Source organism: Streptomyces sp. NPDC044003 (assembly GCF_056435185.1).
Genome location: NZ_JBWKFA010000007.1, coordinates 419,849 through 436,693 on the forward strand (window position 1 = coordinate 419,849; position 16,845 = coordinate 436,693).

Genomic DNA, 16,845 nt, shown 5'->3' on the forward strand with positions numbered 1-16,845 from the left:
GATGGGTCACGTCGGGATCCGCCGCAGGCGGGCGGGCCCTCCTACCTTGATGCGGGGGCATGGTGGTGAAGTTCGGGCTGCTCGGATCACTCGTCGTCCACGACGGTACGGACCTGCGGCCGGTGACCGGCCCCAAGGTCCGCGTCCTCCTCGCCGCACTGCTGCTCCAGGCCAACCGCACGGTCTCCCGGGACGCCCTCAAGGAGGCCCTCTGGGGCGCCTCGGTCCCCGCCAGCGCCGACGCCGCCCTCGCCAACCACCTCACCAGGCTCCGCCGCGTCCTCGCCGCCGCCGACGGCGGCACCGACGAGCGGCTGCGCACCGTCGCCCCCGGCTACCAGCTGACCGTCCACGAGGGCGAGTTCGACGCCGACGTCTTCGAGGCCCGGGTCCGGGCCGTCCGGCAGGCGCACCGGCGGGAGGACTGGGAGACGGTCCGCCGGGAGACCGAGCTCGCCATGCCGCTGTGGCGCGGCACCCCCCTCGCGGACCTCGCCCCCTACTCCGACACCGAGACGCCCGCGCTCCGGATCCACCAGCTCGCGGAGGCGCGCCTCCAGGCCCTCGAATGGAGCTTCGACGCCGAACTGCGCCTCGGCCGCCACCACGAGGCCGTCGCCCCGCTCACCACCCTGGCGGGGGAGCACCCGCTGCGCGAAGGCTTCCACCGGAGCCTCATGCTCGCCCTGCACCGCTCCGGCCGCCAGGCCGAGGCCTTCTCCGTCTTCCAGCGGCTGCGCCGGAACCTGGTCGACGAGCTCGGCACGGAACCCGGCGCGGCGGTCCGGGAGGCATACGCGGAGGTGCTCGCGGGAGAACCCGCGCCCCACGACCGCCCCCGCCCCGCCTCGGTACGCCCGCCCTTCCAGCTGCCCTGCGAGGCGGACGCCTTCACGGGCCGGGAGGCCGAGGTCGCGGCCTTACGGGCCCTCCTCGGCGGCACGGACGCCCCGGCGGACGCCGGGTCCGGGACCGCGCGGGTCCGGGCCGTCGTCGTCTCCGGCATGGGCGGCGTCGGCAAGACCGCCCTCGCGGTCCACGTCGCGCACCGGGTGCGCGAGGCCTTCCCCGACGGCGCCCTCTACGCCGACCTGCGCGGCTACTGCGTCGGCGGGGCGCGCACGGCCCACGAGCTGCTCGCCCGGTTCCTGTCCGACCTGGGCGTCCACCAGGACGCCCTGCCCGAGGACACCGACGACCGCGCCCTCCTCTTCCGCTCGGCGCTCGCCGAGCGCCGTGTGCTCCTGGTCCTCGACAACGCGCGCAACGCCGCCCACGTGGCGCCCCTGCTGCCCGCCGGCGGGCCCAGCGCCGCCCTGATCACCAGCCGCCAGCTGCTCGCCGACCTGCCGGGCTCCGCCAAGGTCCCGCTCTCCCCGCTGCCGGAGTCGGACCAGCACGCGCTGATCGCCAAGCTCGCCGGCGCCGAGCGGGTACGGAGCGAGCCCGAGGCGCTGGCCGACATCATGGCCGCCTGCGGGGGCCTGCCGCTGGCCCTGCACATCGTCGGCGGCCGGCTGGCCTCCCGGCCCTCCTGGCCCCTGGCGCTCCTGGCGAAGCGGCTCACCCCCCACCAGGGCCGGCTCGACACCCTCGCCATGGGGGGCTTCGACGTCCGCCGCACCTTCGCCATGAGCTACGTGGCCATGCGGGACAGCGACCAGCCCCTGGAGCGCGAGGCCGCACGGGCCTTCAGGCTCCTGGGGCGGGTGTGGTCGGCGCACGCGGTCACCCCGCAGTCCGCCGCCGCGCTCCTCGACGTCACGGAGGCCCGGGCCGCGGCCGTCCTCGACGTCCTCGCCGACGCCCACCTCGTCCTCAACCCCGAGCCCGACCGGTACCAGCTGCACGACCTGCTCGGCGAGTACGCGGCGCAGCGGGACGAGGAGGACACCGAGGAGGAGCGCACCACGGCGCTCCTCCGGCTGCTCTCCTGGTACGCCGCGGCCCTCGCGGCCGCGACGCTCACGGCCACCCGCGAGACCCAGTCCCCGCCGCCGCTCGACGGCGAGGCGCTGAAGAACCTGTCGCTGCCCGAGTTCGCGGACGACGACGAGGCGATCCGGTGGACCGCGCAGGAACTGCCGGCCGTCCGGGACGCCCTCACCAGGGCCGGGGAGCTCGGCCGCTCCGACATCGCCTGGCGGCTCGCCGTGGGCCTCTTCGGCCATGCGAGCACGCACTGGTGGACGGGGGAGTGGGACGCCTGCCTCGAGCAGGCCATGGACATCGCCCGGGCGCACGACGACCGGCTCGGGCAGGCCTGGCTGCACCGGCGCACGGCCGTCGCCCACGGCATGGCCTTCCGCAACGAGGCCTGCCTGGAGCACCTCCGGATCGCCCTGGACCTCTTCACCGAACGCGGGGACCTCGCGGCCCGGGCGTCGATCCTCGGCAACATGTCGGCGGTGTACCTGCAGCTGGAGGACTCCCAGCAGGCGCTCGTCCACGCCGTACGCTCCCGCGACCTCTACCGCGAGGCCGGGAACACCCGCGGCGAGGTGCTCCTCCTCAGCCGGATCGCGGACGTCCACAAGATGCTCGGCGAACCGGACCTGGCGGCCGCGGACTACCGCAGGGTCATCGAGCTGATCCGCGGGACCGGCCACGGGGTGTTCCTCGCCACCGCCCTCACCAACTACGGCGACGTGCTGCGCGTCCTCGGCGAGCGCGACGAGGCGTTCGAGGTCCTGGCGGAGGCGCTGTCCATCCGCCTGCGGATGAACGACCAGGGCGGTACGGCCGACTGCCTGGTCTTCACGGCCCGCGCCCACCACCACTTCGGGGAGTGGGACGCAGCCGGCGAGACCTGGGAGTCGTGCCTGGAGCTCGCCCGTCGGCACAACCTCGCCAAGCGGATCGACGAGTGCCTGGAGGGCCTGAAGGCCCTCGCGTCCCGGGCCCTGGAGGAAGGGACCCGGTCTTAGCGGAAGGCCAGGGTCCGGAAGGCGTTCCTGACGCGGGTCAGCGGGTCCGGGTCCCGGGTGAGGCGGAGCCGGTTGGTGAGCAGCACGGCCCAGCGGCCGCTCGTGGGGGAGACCCACAGGGCCGTGCCGGTGAAGCCGAAGTGCGCCCAGACGTCCTCCGCCGGTTCCATGCCGGGCGCCGGATGCCAGAAGAGGCCGCGCGGCGGGACGAGGGGCCCCGTGTGGACGCGCAGCGAGGCCGCGGTCCACGCCGCGGAGAAGGTGCCCGGCTCCGGGACGAGCAGATGGCGCAGGAACCGGCCGATGTCGGCGGTGGTGGTGAACACCCCGGCGATTCCGCAGGCGCCGCCGAGGAGCCGGGCCGAGAAGTCGTGGACGACGCCCCGGAGCGGGGCGCCGCTCTCCGCGTCGTACTCCGTGGGCGCGCACCGCTCCCTCGCCCCGGCGGGCAGCGGCCCGTACCGGGTCTCCGCCATGCCGAGGGGCGTCCAGACCCGGTCCTGCGCGAGCCGGGGGAGCGGCTGCCGGGTGAGGTGCTCGGCGAGGTAGCCGAGGATCAGCGCCGCCCGGTCGGTGTACGCGACGGCCTCCCCGGGCCGGTGCCGGAGCGGCTCGGCGAGGACGCCGTCGCGGACGTCCTGCGGATCGGAGCCGTACAGGTGCCGGAGGTTGGCGCGGAGCGGCAGGCCCGCGGTGTGGGTGAGGAGGTGGTGCGCGGTGGCCCCCGCGAGCGGCCGGCCGGCGGCCTCCGGCCAGTACGAGCCGAGCGGGGCGGTCAGGTCGAGCTTCCCGGCGTCGACGAGGGTGCCGACGACCGCCCAGACCGTGAGGATCTTGGTGAGGCTGGCGACGTCGAAGAGCGTGTCGGGGCGCGCCGGTCCGCCCGGGTCCGCCGGGTCGAGCAGTCCGACCGCCCCGGACGAGAGGGTCGAGCGGGCGTCGCCCACGGCCCACGCGGCGCCGGGGTACGTGCCCGCGCGTGCGGCCTCGCCGAGGAGCCGCTCGAAGGGGTCGCTGCGTTGTGCCAAGGCGTGCCTCCGACGGTCCGGGGAGGTTCGGGGCGGCCCGTCGGAGGTACCGACGGGCCGCGCTCCGAAGTCATGCCCCGGCCGAACGGGAAGACACCCTTCCGTCAGCGGCGGTCGCCGCCTTGCAGGCCGTTCTGCGCGGTGTCCTGGGCGCCGTCCTTGGCGACCGGCTTGCAGGTCACCTCGTCGCGCGGGGTGTAGTGGGTCTTGTAGGTCTCCCGCTTGACCTCGGTGCCGCCGTTCTTGAAGACGCGGTCCACCGAGATGTCGAAGCCCTCGAGCGGCGGCTGCGGCACACAGGCCTCGCCGGTGCCCTCCCGCTTGGTGGGCTGCGTGAGGTTGGTGCGCGGTCCGGAGACCGCCTCCACGGAGTCGTACTTCTTCGTGCCGAGGAAGCTCACCGTGACCGAGTGGTCGGTGGCGCTCGCCTTGATGTAGATCGGCTTGCCCGTGTCGTTGCGGAACCGCAGGTCGAGCGAGCCCCAGGCGACGGTCGCCTCGCGGCCGGCCGGGTAGCGCTCGATGTAGAAGGAGTGCGCGCCGTGCTCGACGGGCTGCACGCCCGCGAAGAACATCGCGTTGTAGACGGTGGTGGCCATGGCCGACACGCCGCCGCCGGGCGCGGAGCGGTACGAGCCGTCGAGGATCATCGTGCCGTCGACGAAGCCGTTGTCCGGGGTCCGCTCGCCGACCGTCCTGTTGAAGCTCCACACCTCGCCCGGCTGCACCAGGGAGCCGTTGATGAGCTCGGCCGCCCGGCCGATGTTCGTCGTCCGGTACGGGGCGGTGGGGAAGTTCACCGTGAACGTCGACATCTGCTCGGTGATGCCCAGGCGGGCCAGGGAGCCGGAGGACAGCTCGGGCTCGGTGACCCGGGTCGCCACCGGGGCCGTACGGGCGGCGTCGCCGGACTTGGTGAGCAGCGGGCGCACGGCGTCGCCGAGGGCCTTCGCGGTCACCTCGTGACCCGCCCGGCCGTCCGACTCCACGACGACCTTGCCGTCCCGTACCCCGAGGGAGGGCTCCACCGGCGCGCCGCTCAGGGCGGCGAGGGGGCGCGCCACGTCGGGGTCGCGGAGGAGGGCGTCCTCGTCGAGGGAGGCGGTCAGGCGGCCGTTGTCGTTCTTCACGGTGAGGTGGTCGCCGAGGGTGGCTGCGGAGATCCGCAGCCGCTGGTCGCCGGCGGTGAGCGTCACGGGCCCGGAGACGGCGCGCTCGGCGTACGTGTCGAGGAATCGGTTCACTTCGGCCGCGGGCAGCTTGGGCTGGGTCAGGCCGACGGGCAGCGTCACCGGGCCGGCGCCGGTGGCGGCGGGGTAGGAGGCACGCAGTGTCTCGGCGGCCTGCCCGGTGTCCAGCTTCCGGCCGGTCACCGGCTGGGTCGCGACGGCCTTGCCGTCCCGGAAGGCGACGGACCCCTCACGGACGCTCAGGTCGTTCTGCTCGGCGAGGTCGGCGACGGCGGCCCGGGTCTTGGCCTCGTCGTACGCGAGGACCGGCCGGACCTCGCGCTCGCCGGAGGAGAAGAGCCGCCCGATCACGGTGAAGGGGTCACGGGAGGGGTCGGCCGCGCGGTCGGCGGTCTTCGCCACGTCCACGGTCAGTCCGGCGGAGGCCGGGTCCACGGTGGCGGCGCGGTCGCCGACCCGCACGGGTATCGGCGTCTTCCAGGAGGCGGGGGCCGCGGCGGTCAGCTTGGCCTCGGCCTCGGCGCGGCTCATGCCGCCGATGTCCACGCCGTCGACGCGGGTGCCGGCGGATATGTCGTCCCCGGTCGCGAGCAGACCCGCCACATACAGGCCGCCCGCGGCGACCGCGACCACACCCGTCGCGATCGCCGCCGTCCGAAGACGCGGACGGCGCCCCTCACGGGGCGTCGGGGCATGGTCGGTGGTGGAGCGGGGCACACGCTCTCCCGGTGCGTCGAGGAATGGGGGAACCACACGACGGTACGCCGAAAGAGTGTCTTATGCACATAAGGGCGGTTTGACCTGCAGTGATACGGAGCGGGGTATCGCCGACGCGGAGCGTGACCCGAGCGGGTCCCGCCCCAGCCGGCGAGGCGCCCCAGCCGTTCCGCCAGGGCCCCCGGCCCCCGCCGCCCCGCCTGATAGGTTCGCGTGCACACGCAGGCGGGACGGGCGGCCCGAGGGGAGAAGCGGCACATGGCGGTGAGCGGGCGGCAGACCGGCAGGCCCACCCTGGAGGAGGTCGCGGCCCGGGCCGGAGTCGGCCGCGGCACGGTCTCCCGCGTCATCAACGGCTCCCCGAAGGTGAGCGAGCAGGCCAAGGCCGCCGTCGAACGAGCCGTCGCCGAACTCGGCTACGTCCCCAACCGCGCCGCCCGCGCCCTCGCCGGCAGCCGCACCGACGCCGTCGCCCTGGTGATCCCCGAGACCGAGGCGCGCCTCTTCGCCGAGCCGTACTTCCTCGACATCATCCGCGGCGTCAGTGCCGAACTCGCCGACGCCGACAAGCAGTTGCTGCTCACCCTCATCCGCAGCGAACAGGAGCGGCAGCGCTTCGAGCAGTACCTCGCCGCGCAGCGCGTCGACGGCGTCCTCCTCGTCTCCGTGCACGGCGACGACCCGCTGCCCGACCAGGTCCGCGCCCTCGGCCTGCCCGCCGTGCTCAACGGCCGGCGCACCGAGGCCGAGCGCGTCGCCTTCGTCGACTCCGACAACACCGGCGCGGGCCGGGCCGCCGTCGCCCACCTCGCCACCCGCGGCAGGCAGCGGATCGCCACCATCACCGGCCCCCTCGACATGTACGTGGCCCGTTGCCGCCTCGACGGCTACCACGAGGGCCTCACGGAGGCCGGCCTCGGCCCGGACGCGACGCTCGTCGCCAACGGCGACTTCACCGAGGAGGGCGGCCGGCGCGCCATGCGGGAGCTCCTGGACCGCCGGCCCGACCTGGACGCCGTCTTCGCCGCCTCCGACGTGATGGCCGCCGGCGCGCGGAGCGTCCTGCGCGAGGTCGGCCGCCGCGTCCCCGAGGACGTGGCCCTCGTCGGCGTCGACGACTCGGCGGTCGCCCGGCACATGGACCCCCCGCTGACCAGCGTGCGCCAGCCCATCGAGGAGATGGGCCGCACCATGGCACGCCTCCTCCTGCAGGAGATCGCCTCGCCCGGCGACCCCGACGACCAGCCCCGCCGGATGCTGCCCACCGAACTCGTGGTCCGCGACTCCTCCTGACCCGGGAACACAGGCACCGGGTGCCGAGATGCAGCCCTCCCGGGGGCCTCGGAGAATGGACACCGTACGGGGTCCGTATCCGCGACCAGGGCGCTGCCGACGGCGTCCGACCCGGCAAGGGGGCGGTGGACGATGTCGCTGCGCCGGCCGAACCGGCAGCCCGACTCCCGGGCACTGCGCACCTGGACCCTGCTCTACCTCCTGTTCGTGACCCTGCTGACCGTCGCGTACCTGGAGATTCCCGCCCGCCACACTGTCCTGTGGGCGCTGATCGGGCTCAGCGGTGTCGTCGCCATCCTCGTCGGGGTCCATCTGCACAAGCCCGCCCGGCGCTGGCCCTGGCTGGTGCTCGCCGCGGCCAACCTCACCTTCGTGAGCGGCGACACGGCGTACAACGCCCTGGAGGCCTTCTTCGGCCAGACCAGACCCTTCCCGTCGGTCGCCGACGCCCTCTACCTGGCGACGTACCCGCTGTTCGCGGTCGGCCTGTTCGGGTTCATCCGCTACCGGGCCGTCGGCCGCGACCTCGCCGTCCTCCTCGACGCGCTGATCCTCACCTCGGGCCTGGCGCTGCTCTGCTGGGTCAACCTCATCACCCCGCTCGCCCGGAGCGAGGGCATGTCCTGGACCGAGAAGGCCATCTCCGTCGCGTACCCCCTCGGCGACGTGCTGATGCTGGCGATGCTCGCCCGGCTCCTCGTCCCCGGCGGGCTGCGCTCCCGCTCCGTGCAGCTCCTCACCCTCGGCACCTGCGGGATCCTCGCGTCCGACGTCATCTACGGCATCCAGCAGCTCAACGGCACCTGGATGGTCGGCACCCCCTGGGACCTCGGCTGGGTCGTCTTCTTCACGGCCTGGGGCCTCGCCGCCCTGCACCCGTCCATGACCGGCCTGACCGAACGCGCCCCCGAACCGGCCCCGCGCATCGCCGAGCGACGGCTCGCGCTGCTCGCCGCCGCCTCCCTCGTCGCCCCGATCCTGCTGCTCCTGCAGTCGCTGCGCCACGACCGCAGCGAGGACATCGGTGTCATCGCGATCTTCTCGGCGATCATGTTCCTCCTCGTCCTCGCCCGGCTCTGGGGCATGATGAACGACCACGGCAAGGCCGAGGCCCGGGAACGCAGCCTCAGACTCGCCGCCGCCTCCCTCGTCGCCGCCCTCAGCCCCCGCGAGGTCGCCGGAGCGGTCGAGGCGGCCTCCGCCACCCTCTTCGCACCCGGCACCTCCCACCAGGTCCTCCTCCTCACCCGGGACCGCCGCGGCGGCCTCACCGCCGTGGCCACCGCGGAACACCCCTGGAGCTGCCGCACCGACGAGCTGATCAGGCCCCGCGGCACCCCCTGGCCCGAACTGGTCGCCGAAGGCCCCCGGCTGCTGCCCCTGACCCGGCTCGATCCGTCCATCGCCGCCGAGATCACACCCGAGACCCACGTCCTGCTCTGCCCCCTGGAGCTCCAGGCCCCCGCCGGAGGCGAACCGCTGCTCGGCGTGATGCTCTTCGCGGGACCCGAGAAGAAGATCGCGGAGATCGCGGCCCCCGCCCAGTCCCTCGCCTCCCAGGCAGCCCTCGCCCTCGAACGCTTCGGACTCAGCGAGGAGGTCAACCGCCGCACCAGCGAGGCCTACTTCCGCACCCTCGTGCACAACACCTCGGACGTCATCCTGATCGTCGACGACGACGACAGCATCCGGTACGCCAGCCCCTCGGCCGAGTCGATGTTCGGCCGCTCGCTGCTCCCCGGAACCCCGCTCACCGACCTCCTCGCCCCCGCCGACACGGCGAGCGCCCTGCGTCTCGTCGCCGACGCGCGCGCCCGCGGCGCCGCCGACGCCCGGGACGACTGGAAACTGCTGCACGGCGGCTCCGGCGAACTGGAGGTCGAGGTCCGGTGCAGCAACCTGCGCGACGAGCGCACCGTCCACGGCCTCGTCCTCACCCTCCGGGACGTGACCGAGCAGCGGAAGCTGGAAAGGGAGCTGACCCACCGGGCGTTCCACGACTCCCTGACCGGGCTCCCCAACCGCGTCCTCCTCCTCGAACGCATCGAGCGGGCGCTGCTCCGCGGCCGCCGCGAGTCCACCCTGACCTGCATGCTCTTCGTCGACCTCGACGACTTCAAGGTCGTCAACGACACCATGGGCCACTCCGTCGGCGACGAACTCCTCGTCGCCGTCGCCCGCCGCCTCACCTCGGTCCTGCGGCTCACCGACACCGCCGCCCGGCTCGGCGGCGACGAGTTCGCCGTCCTCATCGAGGGCGCGCGCGAGCCCCGCGACGCCGAGGCCCTCGCGGCCGAGATCGTGCACACCCTCAGCCAGCCGTTCCACCTCACCGACGGCGCCGTCTCCGTGTCGACCAGCGTCGGGATCGCGACCGTGCTCGACAGCGCGCACGCGGAGGAACTCCTCGGCCACGCCGACCTCGCCCTGTACGCGGCCAAGGCCGCCGGCAAGAAGCGGTGGCGGCTCTTCCACCCCGAGCTGCACTCCCGGCTCGTCGCCCGCCACGAACTCCAGGCGGGCATGGACACGGCCATCGCCGACCACGCCTTCGCCCTGCGCTACCAGCCGATCGTCGAGGTGGAGGGCGGCGCCCCCGCCGGCCTCGAAGCGCTCATCCGCTGGCCGCACGCCCGGCGCGGGATGGTGCCGCCCGACCAGTTCATCACCCTGGCCGAGGAGAGCGGCCACATCATGCCGCTCGGCGCCTGGGTCCTCGAACACGCGGCCCTCGACATCGCACGCTGGCAGCGCCTCCACCCCCGTCAGGCACCGCTGCGGGCGAACGTGAACGTCTCCCCGCGGCAGTTCCGCGACCCCGGCTTCCTGGAAGAGGTGCGGCGCGCCCTGCACTCCTCGGGGCTCGCGTCCGGCTCGCTCTTCCTGGAGCTCACCGAGACCGTCCTCATGCGCAAGGACGCGCAGATCCGGACCACCATGACCGCCCTCAAGGAGCTGGGCGTCGGCATCGCCATCGACGACTTCGGCACCGGATTCTCCTCGCTCAGCTACCTCCGCGAGTTCCCCATCGACGTCCTCAAGGTCGACAAGTCGTTCATCGACGACATCACGACCGACCCGCAGCAGGTGGCGCTCGTGGAGGGCATCGTGCGCATCGCCGACGTCCTCGGCCTCCAGGTCGTCGCCGAGGGCATCGAACACGAGGAACAGCGGGCGCTGCTCGCCCGGATGGGCTGCCGGTACGGGCAGGGCTTCCTCTTCGCCCGCCCCATGACCGCCCACCAGACCGAGTCCTATCTGCACCGCGCCCCGCCCGTCGGCACCGCGCCGCCCGCCCGCCCCGGCGTGCGGCTCGCGGGTCCCGTCCCGGCCGTCCGCTCCGTCCGCCCCCCGCGCGAGTCCCGCTGGCGGGACCTGGAGCACCTCCAGCGGACCAGCCTCATGTGCGACGCCGTCATCGACGAGGTCGACGGCCGCCGCATCCGCGTCGGCGAGGACTGGCTCGTCGACTTCGCCTCCTGCAACTACCTCGGCTTCGACCTCGAACCCGCCATCATCGAGGCCATCGAACCCGAGGTCCGGCGGTGGGGCACCCACCCCAGCTGGTCCCGGCTCATCGGCAGCCCCCGGCTCTACCCCCGTATCGAGGAGCGGCTCACGGCACTCCTCGGAGCCCCCGACACCCTGCTGCTGCCCACCATCACCCTCATCCACCAGTCCGTCATCCCGCTCCTCGCCGGCACCGGACAGGTCTTCGTCGAGGCGCAGGCCCACCGCACGGTGTACGACGGCTGCGTCGGCGCCCGGGGACAGGGCGCCGAGATCCACCGCTTCCGCGCCGACCAGCCGGAGGAGCTGGCCGCGCTGCTGCGCGGCTCGCCCCCGGACGCGGGCCGGCTCGTCTGCATGGACGGCGTCAACAGCATGACCGGCAACTTCCCCGACCTGCCCGTCCTGGCCCGGATCTGCCGGGAGAACGGCGCCCTGCTGTACGTCGACGACGCCCACGGCTTCGGCGTCATCGGCGAGCGCCGCGCGGGGGAGACCAGCCCGTACGGCTCGCGCGGCAACAGCATCGTCCGCCACCTCGGCGAGACCTACGACAACCTGGTCCTGGTCGGCGGCTTCTCCAAGGCCTTCTCCTCGCTGCTCGCCTTCCTCGCCGTACCGAGGTGGCTCAAGGACCACCTCAAGGTGGCGGCGGCCCCGTACCTGTACTCCGGGCCCTCGCCGACCGCCTCGCTCGCCACCGCCCTCGCCGGACTCGAACTGAACGACGAGCGGGGGGACGAGATCAGGGCCCGGCTGTACCGCAGGACGGCCCGCGTCCTCGACCACGTGCGGGCCCTGGGCATCGCCACCCCCAACACGGACGGCCTGCCGATCGTGGAGATCCCGCTCGGCGACGCCGGCGACCTCGACGCCGTCGCCACCTTCCTCTGGGAGCACGGCATCTACGTGACGCTCGCGTCCTACCCGCTCGTTCCGCGGGACCGGGTCGGCTTCCGCATCCAGATCACCGCCGCCAACACCGACGAGGAGATCGACCAGCTGTGCGACGCCCTCACACAGCTCGCCGCGCGCTTCGTACTGCAGCCCGCCGCGCCCACCGGTTCCGTCACCGCCGGAAGGGCCGCGGAGGAGTGATGGACCCGAATCCGCCGGGCCCCGAGGAGACGGGCCGGGTCCGCCGCAACCGGGACGCCGACTGGAACGCCTGGCCGGTCGACGCCTACCTCGACGAGAACTACCGCAGGCTCCACCCCTGCGACATCGGCGTCATCCGCCACCACGCCGCCGTCTACCGGCGCTTCGCCCCCGGGAGCCTCTCCCGCACCCTGGAGCTCGGCGCCGGACCCAATCTGTACCCGCTGATGCTCGCGGGCGCCGCGAGCCGCGGCGTCGACGCCCTCGAACCCAGCGCCGCCAGCGTCCGCTATCTACGCGCACAGCTCGCCTACGGCATCGACGACAGCTGGCGGCCCTTCTACGCCCTGTGCCGCTCCCTCGACCCCGCCCTCCCCGCCGAGTGCGCGGAGGCGCTCCGCCGGGTCCGGGTCGTCCGCGGCACCGCCGACGACCTGGTCCCCGGCACGTACGACCTCGCCTCGATGAACTTCGTCGCCGAGAGCGTCACCGAGGATTTCGGCGAGTTCACCGCCGTCTGCGACTCCTTCGTCCGCGCCGTCCGCCCCGGGGGGACGCTCATCGCCGCCTTCATGGAACGCATGCCGAGCTACCGCATCGGCACCGGTCCGGTCTGGCCCGCCTGCCCGATCGACGAGGACGCCCTGCGAGCCGTGTTCGGCCCCCGCACCACCGGGCCGCGGATCATCAGGCTCGCGAAGGACCGCACCCTGCCCGAGTACGGGGACACCGGCGTCCTGCTCCTCACGGCGACCCGGCCGGACGGATCCTCCTCACCGGCGCGGGGGTGAGGCCGGGCCGTCAGGCCAGCAGCTCCCGGTAGAGCGCCGCGTACCGGGCGGCGAACCGCTCGGGGCCGAAATGGTCCTCGACGAGGGCCCGCCCCCGCTCCGCGAGCATGTCCCAGGAGCGCGGCTGGTCGAGCAGCCACGCCAGCTGCTGCCCGGTGCGGCGCGCGTCGCCCGCCGGGGCCCGCAGCACGGCGTGGCCGAAGTCGGCGAACTGCGGGAGGTCGCTGAGGATCGACGGCCGGCCCGTGGCCAGCGCCTGGAGCACCGTCAGCGGGATGTCCGCGCCGCCGCCGAGCCGGGGCGGCGGGAACAGCAGCACCTGGACGGAGGCCAGCAGGGCGTGCATGTCGTCGACGTATCCCCGCACGTCGACGTCGGGCAGCCCGGCCGCGCCGGCCCGCTCCCGCAGCGCCTCGTCGAGGGCCTCGGCGTCCTGCCCCGGCCGTCCCCGCATCGCGAGCACCAACCGGAACCTGGCCCCCTCCCCGTGGGCCACCGCGGCCGCCTCGATCGCGACCTCCGCGCCGCCGTGCGGATCGTGGTGCCCGGCGAAGAGGACCGCGGGAAACCCCTCGGGCCGCGGCAGGTACGGCCACTCGTCGAGCCGGACCATGGGCGGGACGACCCGGACGTCCCCGAACTCCGCAGCCCGCAGCCGGCGGGCCATCGACTCGGACAGGGCGACCGTCGTCCCGAGCGGCCGGGCGCGCCGCAGCGAGCGGTTGTCGGCCACCCCGGGCACGGTGTGCACGACCGGCCGCCCCCCGAGCAGCAGCGGGCACAGCCAGGAGAAGGCGGGGAAGGCACGGCCGATGCTCAGGAAGGCGTGCACGAGGTCGACCCGGTGCGCGAACACGGCCCCGGCGAGCGCGGACTGCACCCGGTCGCCGGCGTGCGGCCCGCCGTCCCGGGACAGGACGCGGACCGGCCGGCCCCGCTCCGGCGGGGCCTGGCGCCGTCGCGGCCCCTGGGTGAACCAGACGAAGTCCACGTCGGGCAGCGCCCCCAGGACGTCGGCGGCCAGCCGCACGCCGCAGCGTTCCGGCCCGTCCAGCGGGCTGCCGGTCAGGAGCAGGACACGGGGCCGCCGCTCAGGGCGCGCCATCGGGGACCTCCGCGGCGTCCGGGCCCGGCGCCCGGCACAGCGGCGACGGCTGCCGGCACGGGGCCGCCAGCCCGGTCGCGGCGGGCGCGGGGACGGGGACGGTGCGCGGGGCGGTCACCCCACACCTCCGGCGGTCCGGGCCCGGGTGCCGCGCAGTCGGCCGGCGCCCCGGGACACGGCCGTGTCGGTGGCCTCGGGCAGCAGGTACACCTCGGGCGCCCGAGGGATGCCGCCCCCGGGGAACAGCGCCTCGGTCTGCGTCCGGTAGCAGCGGATCAGCTCGGCCTTCCGGTCGAGGTCGCGCTCCCAGGCACGGGCCACCAGACGGTGCCGGTCGGTGAACTCCGTGTCGGCGGCGGCCGTCTGGTTGTACGGGAACTCGCTGTAGTACACGACCCGGCGGCCGCTGCGCTCGGCGGCGGTGCGGACCAGGACGTGGTCGGCGTGCCCGCCCACGCCGAGGGGCGCGAGCACCAGGCCGCCGGAGCGGGCGGGCAGCAGCGCGTCGACGGTCTCCTCGGCCACGCGCAGGGTCTCGGCGTCGTACGCGGAGACCCGGCCCCGGGACAGGTGCAGGTGGTACGTCGGGTACACATGCACCAGTTCGGGCAGCACCCGGGCCAGCCCGGCGGTGCCGAGGCCGAACCGCGGCAGCCGCCGGAACAGACCGTCGACCAGGCCGACATGGCGCAGGCCGGCGTCGAGCAGCTCCAGGACCCGCCGGTCCTCCTCGCGCCGGTCGGCGAACAGCGCCTCCGCGTCCTGGGCCCCGGCCCGCTTCAGGTACTGCCGGGCGGAGAGGGTGTACGGCGGCGGCGCGGCCTCCGTGAACAGCGTGGCGACCGTCACCGGGGCCCGCCGCCCCGCCCAGCCGAGCAGCGCGCCGCAGGACATCACGGCGTCGTCCAGATGCGGCGAGAGCACGAGCATCGGGGCGCCGGTGCCCAGGAGGGTGCGGACGAAACCGGTCAGCGGGTCGTCTGCCATGACGACGCACCCCTCTTCCTCGGCCGCCGTACGGCGGCGGGTGAGTCGAGAAGCCGATGGGCCAGGGCCAGATAGCGGCCCGTCGTCTCGTCCCACGTGTAGTGCCGGGCCGCGATCCCGGCGCGGTGGCCGAGCCGGCGGCGGAGCGCCGTGTCCGTGGCCAGTTCGGTCATGCGCGCCCCGAACGCCGCCACGTCGAACGGCCGCACGGCCACGTCGCCGCCGTCGCGCATCCAGCGCAGCGCGGGCAGGTCGAAATGCAGCACCGGCTTGCCGTAGGCCATGCTTTCCAGGGCCACCAGACCGAAGGTCTCGTGCCGTGACGGCATCACCAGGAAGGCGCTGTCGCGCAGCAGTTGGCGCCTGCGGTCCTCTCCGGCGGGCCCGACCCAGTGGATCCGGAGCCCGGGGTCGCGGGTGCGGTCGGCGAGAAGCGCGGCGAACCGGCGTTCCTCGGCGGGGGTGCCCGTGCCCGCGAGCAGCAGGTCGAGCGGTGGCCGGGCCCGGTCGTAGGCGTCGAGCAGCAGGTCCAGGCCCTTCGCCCAGGTGTCGATCCGGTCCAGGAAAAGGATGAACTGCCCGGCGCCGAGCCGGGCCTCGTCAGGGAAGGGCTGCTCGATCCCGTTGGGGACGACCTGCACGTCGGCCCGGGGGCTGAGCCTGCGGACCACCGAAGCGTCCGCCGCGTTCGTCACCACGATGTGCCGGTAGCAGCGCAGGCCGAGCCGCTCCACCAGGAAGAACGGCACATGGTGGCGCCACCAGGGGGCCTCGGCGCCCCCGTGGTCGATGCCGACCACGGGGGCGCCGGTCGTCAGGGGCAGGAAGCTCGTCGAGTACGGGGGAGTGAAGCTCTCCAGCCACAGGTCGTGCCGGATCCGGCGGGCCGCGAACGGCAGCATCGCGAGAAACAGCAGGCGGCCGGCGCGCGGGCCCGCCCGGCCCACCCGGAGCCGGACGTACCGGATGCCGTCCCGGTCCTCGGTACCGCCGCGCCGGCCCGCCGTCACGACGGTCACCCGGAAGTCCTCGGCGAGCCGCCGCGCCACCTTGGCGGCCACCAGCGGCCCGTCGCCCCGGTGGGCGGGGTCGTTCTCGTCGTCGTAGACCGACAGCACCACGCGCCGCCGCTCCCCGCCCCGCTCGGGCTCCGGCCCGGCGGTCACCGGCTCCCGCTCCCGTGTCTCGTCGAGGATCCGCTCCAGGGCAGCTCCCGCCACCAGGGACGGGGCTCGTTCGCCGTCGAGGCGCGCGATGCCCGTCAGCCGCAGCGACCAGCTCCGGTAGCGGCCCCAGGGCACAGTCGGCGGTCTCTGGGTCTCCTCGCGGCCGCGGCCCCGCCGGGCCCCGGGCCCGGTCTCCACGAGGAGCGTCAGACCGTAGCCTCCGGCGATCCGGCGGAAGGCGGACGCCGCCCCGGAGGAGGCCGGCGGGTCGAACTTCACCAGGCTGTCCAGCGGGCCGCGGTCCGTCAGGACAACGGCCTGCCCGCCGTGCGCCCGTGTCCGCGCGAACAGCCGGGCCGCGGCGATCCGGGCCGCGAGCTCGGCGGCGTCGAGGAACGCGTGGGCACGGCGCAGCCGGGATCCCCGGCGCTCGGGATCCGAGGCGCGCCGTGCCCACACGTCCCCACCCGGTTCCCCCGTCTCCCTCACGCGTGGCGGAACCGGGAGTCGGCGGCGGCACAGGAGGCAGCCGTGGCCGTGGACGGTGACGACGGTGACGCCGCGCTCGCGGAGCAGTGTCCCGAGCCGGCGAACCAACGAGGGCGTCCCCGCGGTGTCGGGTCCCGACACCGCGACGAGCAGAGGCCCGCGGACGCTCGTCATGGCACCCGCCTCCGCGGCTTCGCGGCCCTCACGAAGGCGAAGGCGACGGGAGCGGTGACAGGGGCGGTGACGGTGCGGTCAGACGCACCGCACGCACCGCACGCACCGCACGCACCGCACGCACCGCGTGGGCCGTGTGAGCCCGATGAGCCGGACGCGTCGGACGATCGGCCCGAGCCGCGACCGCGCCGCGCGGCGCGGGTGTGCGTCGTACGGGCGCGCCGCCGCCGCCCGGCGCCCCGCTGCCTGCGCGTCAGGCAGCGGGGCGGAGCGGCACCGAGGCCCAACCGGTCGGTGGCGCGGCGGGCGGGGTGGGCCGTCGGACGGTGCGGGGGACGGCAGAGCGAGCGGCGCCGGGCATCGGCGAGGG

General features: G+C 74.7%; 9 protein-coding genes. 4 read left to right on the plus strand and 5 right to left on the minus strand.

The window, feature by feature from the left end:
• Nucleotides 1-59 precede the first annotated feature (59 nt).
• Nucleotides 60-2,927 carry an AfsR/SARP family transcriptional regulator gene (locus AC07AW_RS27920; protein ID WP_478818199.1) on the plus strand — a complete coding sequence of 956 codons (2,868 nt, stop codon included), beginning with the start codon at nt 60-62 and terminating at the stop codon, nt 2,925-2,927.
• Here AC07AW_RS27920 and AC07AW_RS27925 read toward each other — a convergent pair.
• Nucleotides 2,924-3,955, minus strand: a complete 1,032-nt coding sequence (locus tag AC07AW_RS27925; protein WP_478818200.1) for a serine hydrolase domain-containing protein — start codon at nt 3,953-3,955, stop codon at nt 2,924-2,926. The two genes, AC07AW_RS27920 and AC07AW_RS27925, sit on opposite strands and share 4 nt — an antisense overlap.
• A 104-nt stretch (nt 3,956-4,059) precedes the next feature.
• Nucleotides 4,060-5,862: a VanW family protein gene (locus AC07AW_RS27930; protein WP_478818201.1), complete on the minus strand. Its 1,803-nt coding sequence runs from the start codon at nt 5,860-5,862 to the stop codon at nt 4,060-4,062.
• 258 nt (nt 5,863-6,120) lie between these two features.
• Between AC07AW_RS27930 and AC07AW_RS27935 the strand changes: the two genes are divergently transcribed.
• From AC07AW_RS27935 to AC07AW_RS27945, 3 genes are all read left to right on the plus strand, one after another.
• Nucleotides 6,121-7,155, plus strand: a complete 1,035-nt coding sequence (locus AC07AW_RS27935) for a LacI family DNA-binding transcriptional regulator (RefSeq protein WP_478818202.1) — start codon at nt 6,121-6,123, stop codon at nt 7,153-7,155.
• 132 nt (nt 7,156-7,287) lie between these two features.
• Entirely contained in the window at nt 7,288-11,763 is a 4,476-nt protein-coding gene (locus AC07AW_RS27940) for an aminotransferase class I/II-fold pyridoxal phosphate-dependent enzyme (RefSeq protein WP_478818203.1), read from the plus strand.
• Nucleotides 11,763-12,554, plus strand: a complete 792-nt coding sequence (locus tag AC07AW_RS27945; RefSeq protein WP_478818204.1) for a class I SAM-dependent methyltransferase — start codon at nt 11,763-11,765, stop codon at nt 12,552-12,554. Before AC07AW_RS27940 ends, AC07AW_RS27945 begins: the two co-directional genes overlap by 1 nt.
• Before the next feature lie 10 nt (nt 12,555-12,564).
• On the opposite strand, the gene AC07AW_RS27950 is transcribed toward AC07AW_RS27945, so the two are convergent.
• The 3 genes from AC07AW_RS27950 to AC07AW_RS27960 all read right to left on the minus strand — a co-directional run bounded on the left by AC07AW_RS27950 (nt 12,565) and on the right by AC07AW_RS27960 (nt 16,475).
• Nucleotides 12,565-13,659, minus strand: coding sequence for a glycosyltransferase family 4 protein (locus AC07AW_RS27950; protein ID WP_478818205.1), 1,095 nt, complete (start codon nt 13,657-13,659; stop codon nt 12,565-12,567).
• 114 nt (nt 13,660-13,773) lie between these two features.
• Nucleotides 13,774-14,646: a PIG-L deacetylase family protein gene (locus AC07AW_RS27955; RefSeq protein WP_478818206.1), complete on the minus strand. Its 873-nt coding sequence runs from the start codon at nt 14,644-14,646 to the stop codon at nt 13,774-13,776.
• Nucleotides 14,628-16,475, minus strand: a complete 1,848-nt coding sequence (locus AC07AW_RS27960; RefSeq protein WP_478818207.1) for a glycosyltransferase family 4 protein — start codon at nt 16,473-16,475, stop codon at nt 14,628-14,630. Before AC07AW_RS27960 ends, AC07AW_RS27955 begins: the two co-directional genes overlap by 19 nt.
• Between the last annotated feature and the right edge of the window lie 370 nt (nt 16,476-16,845).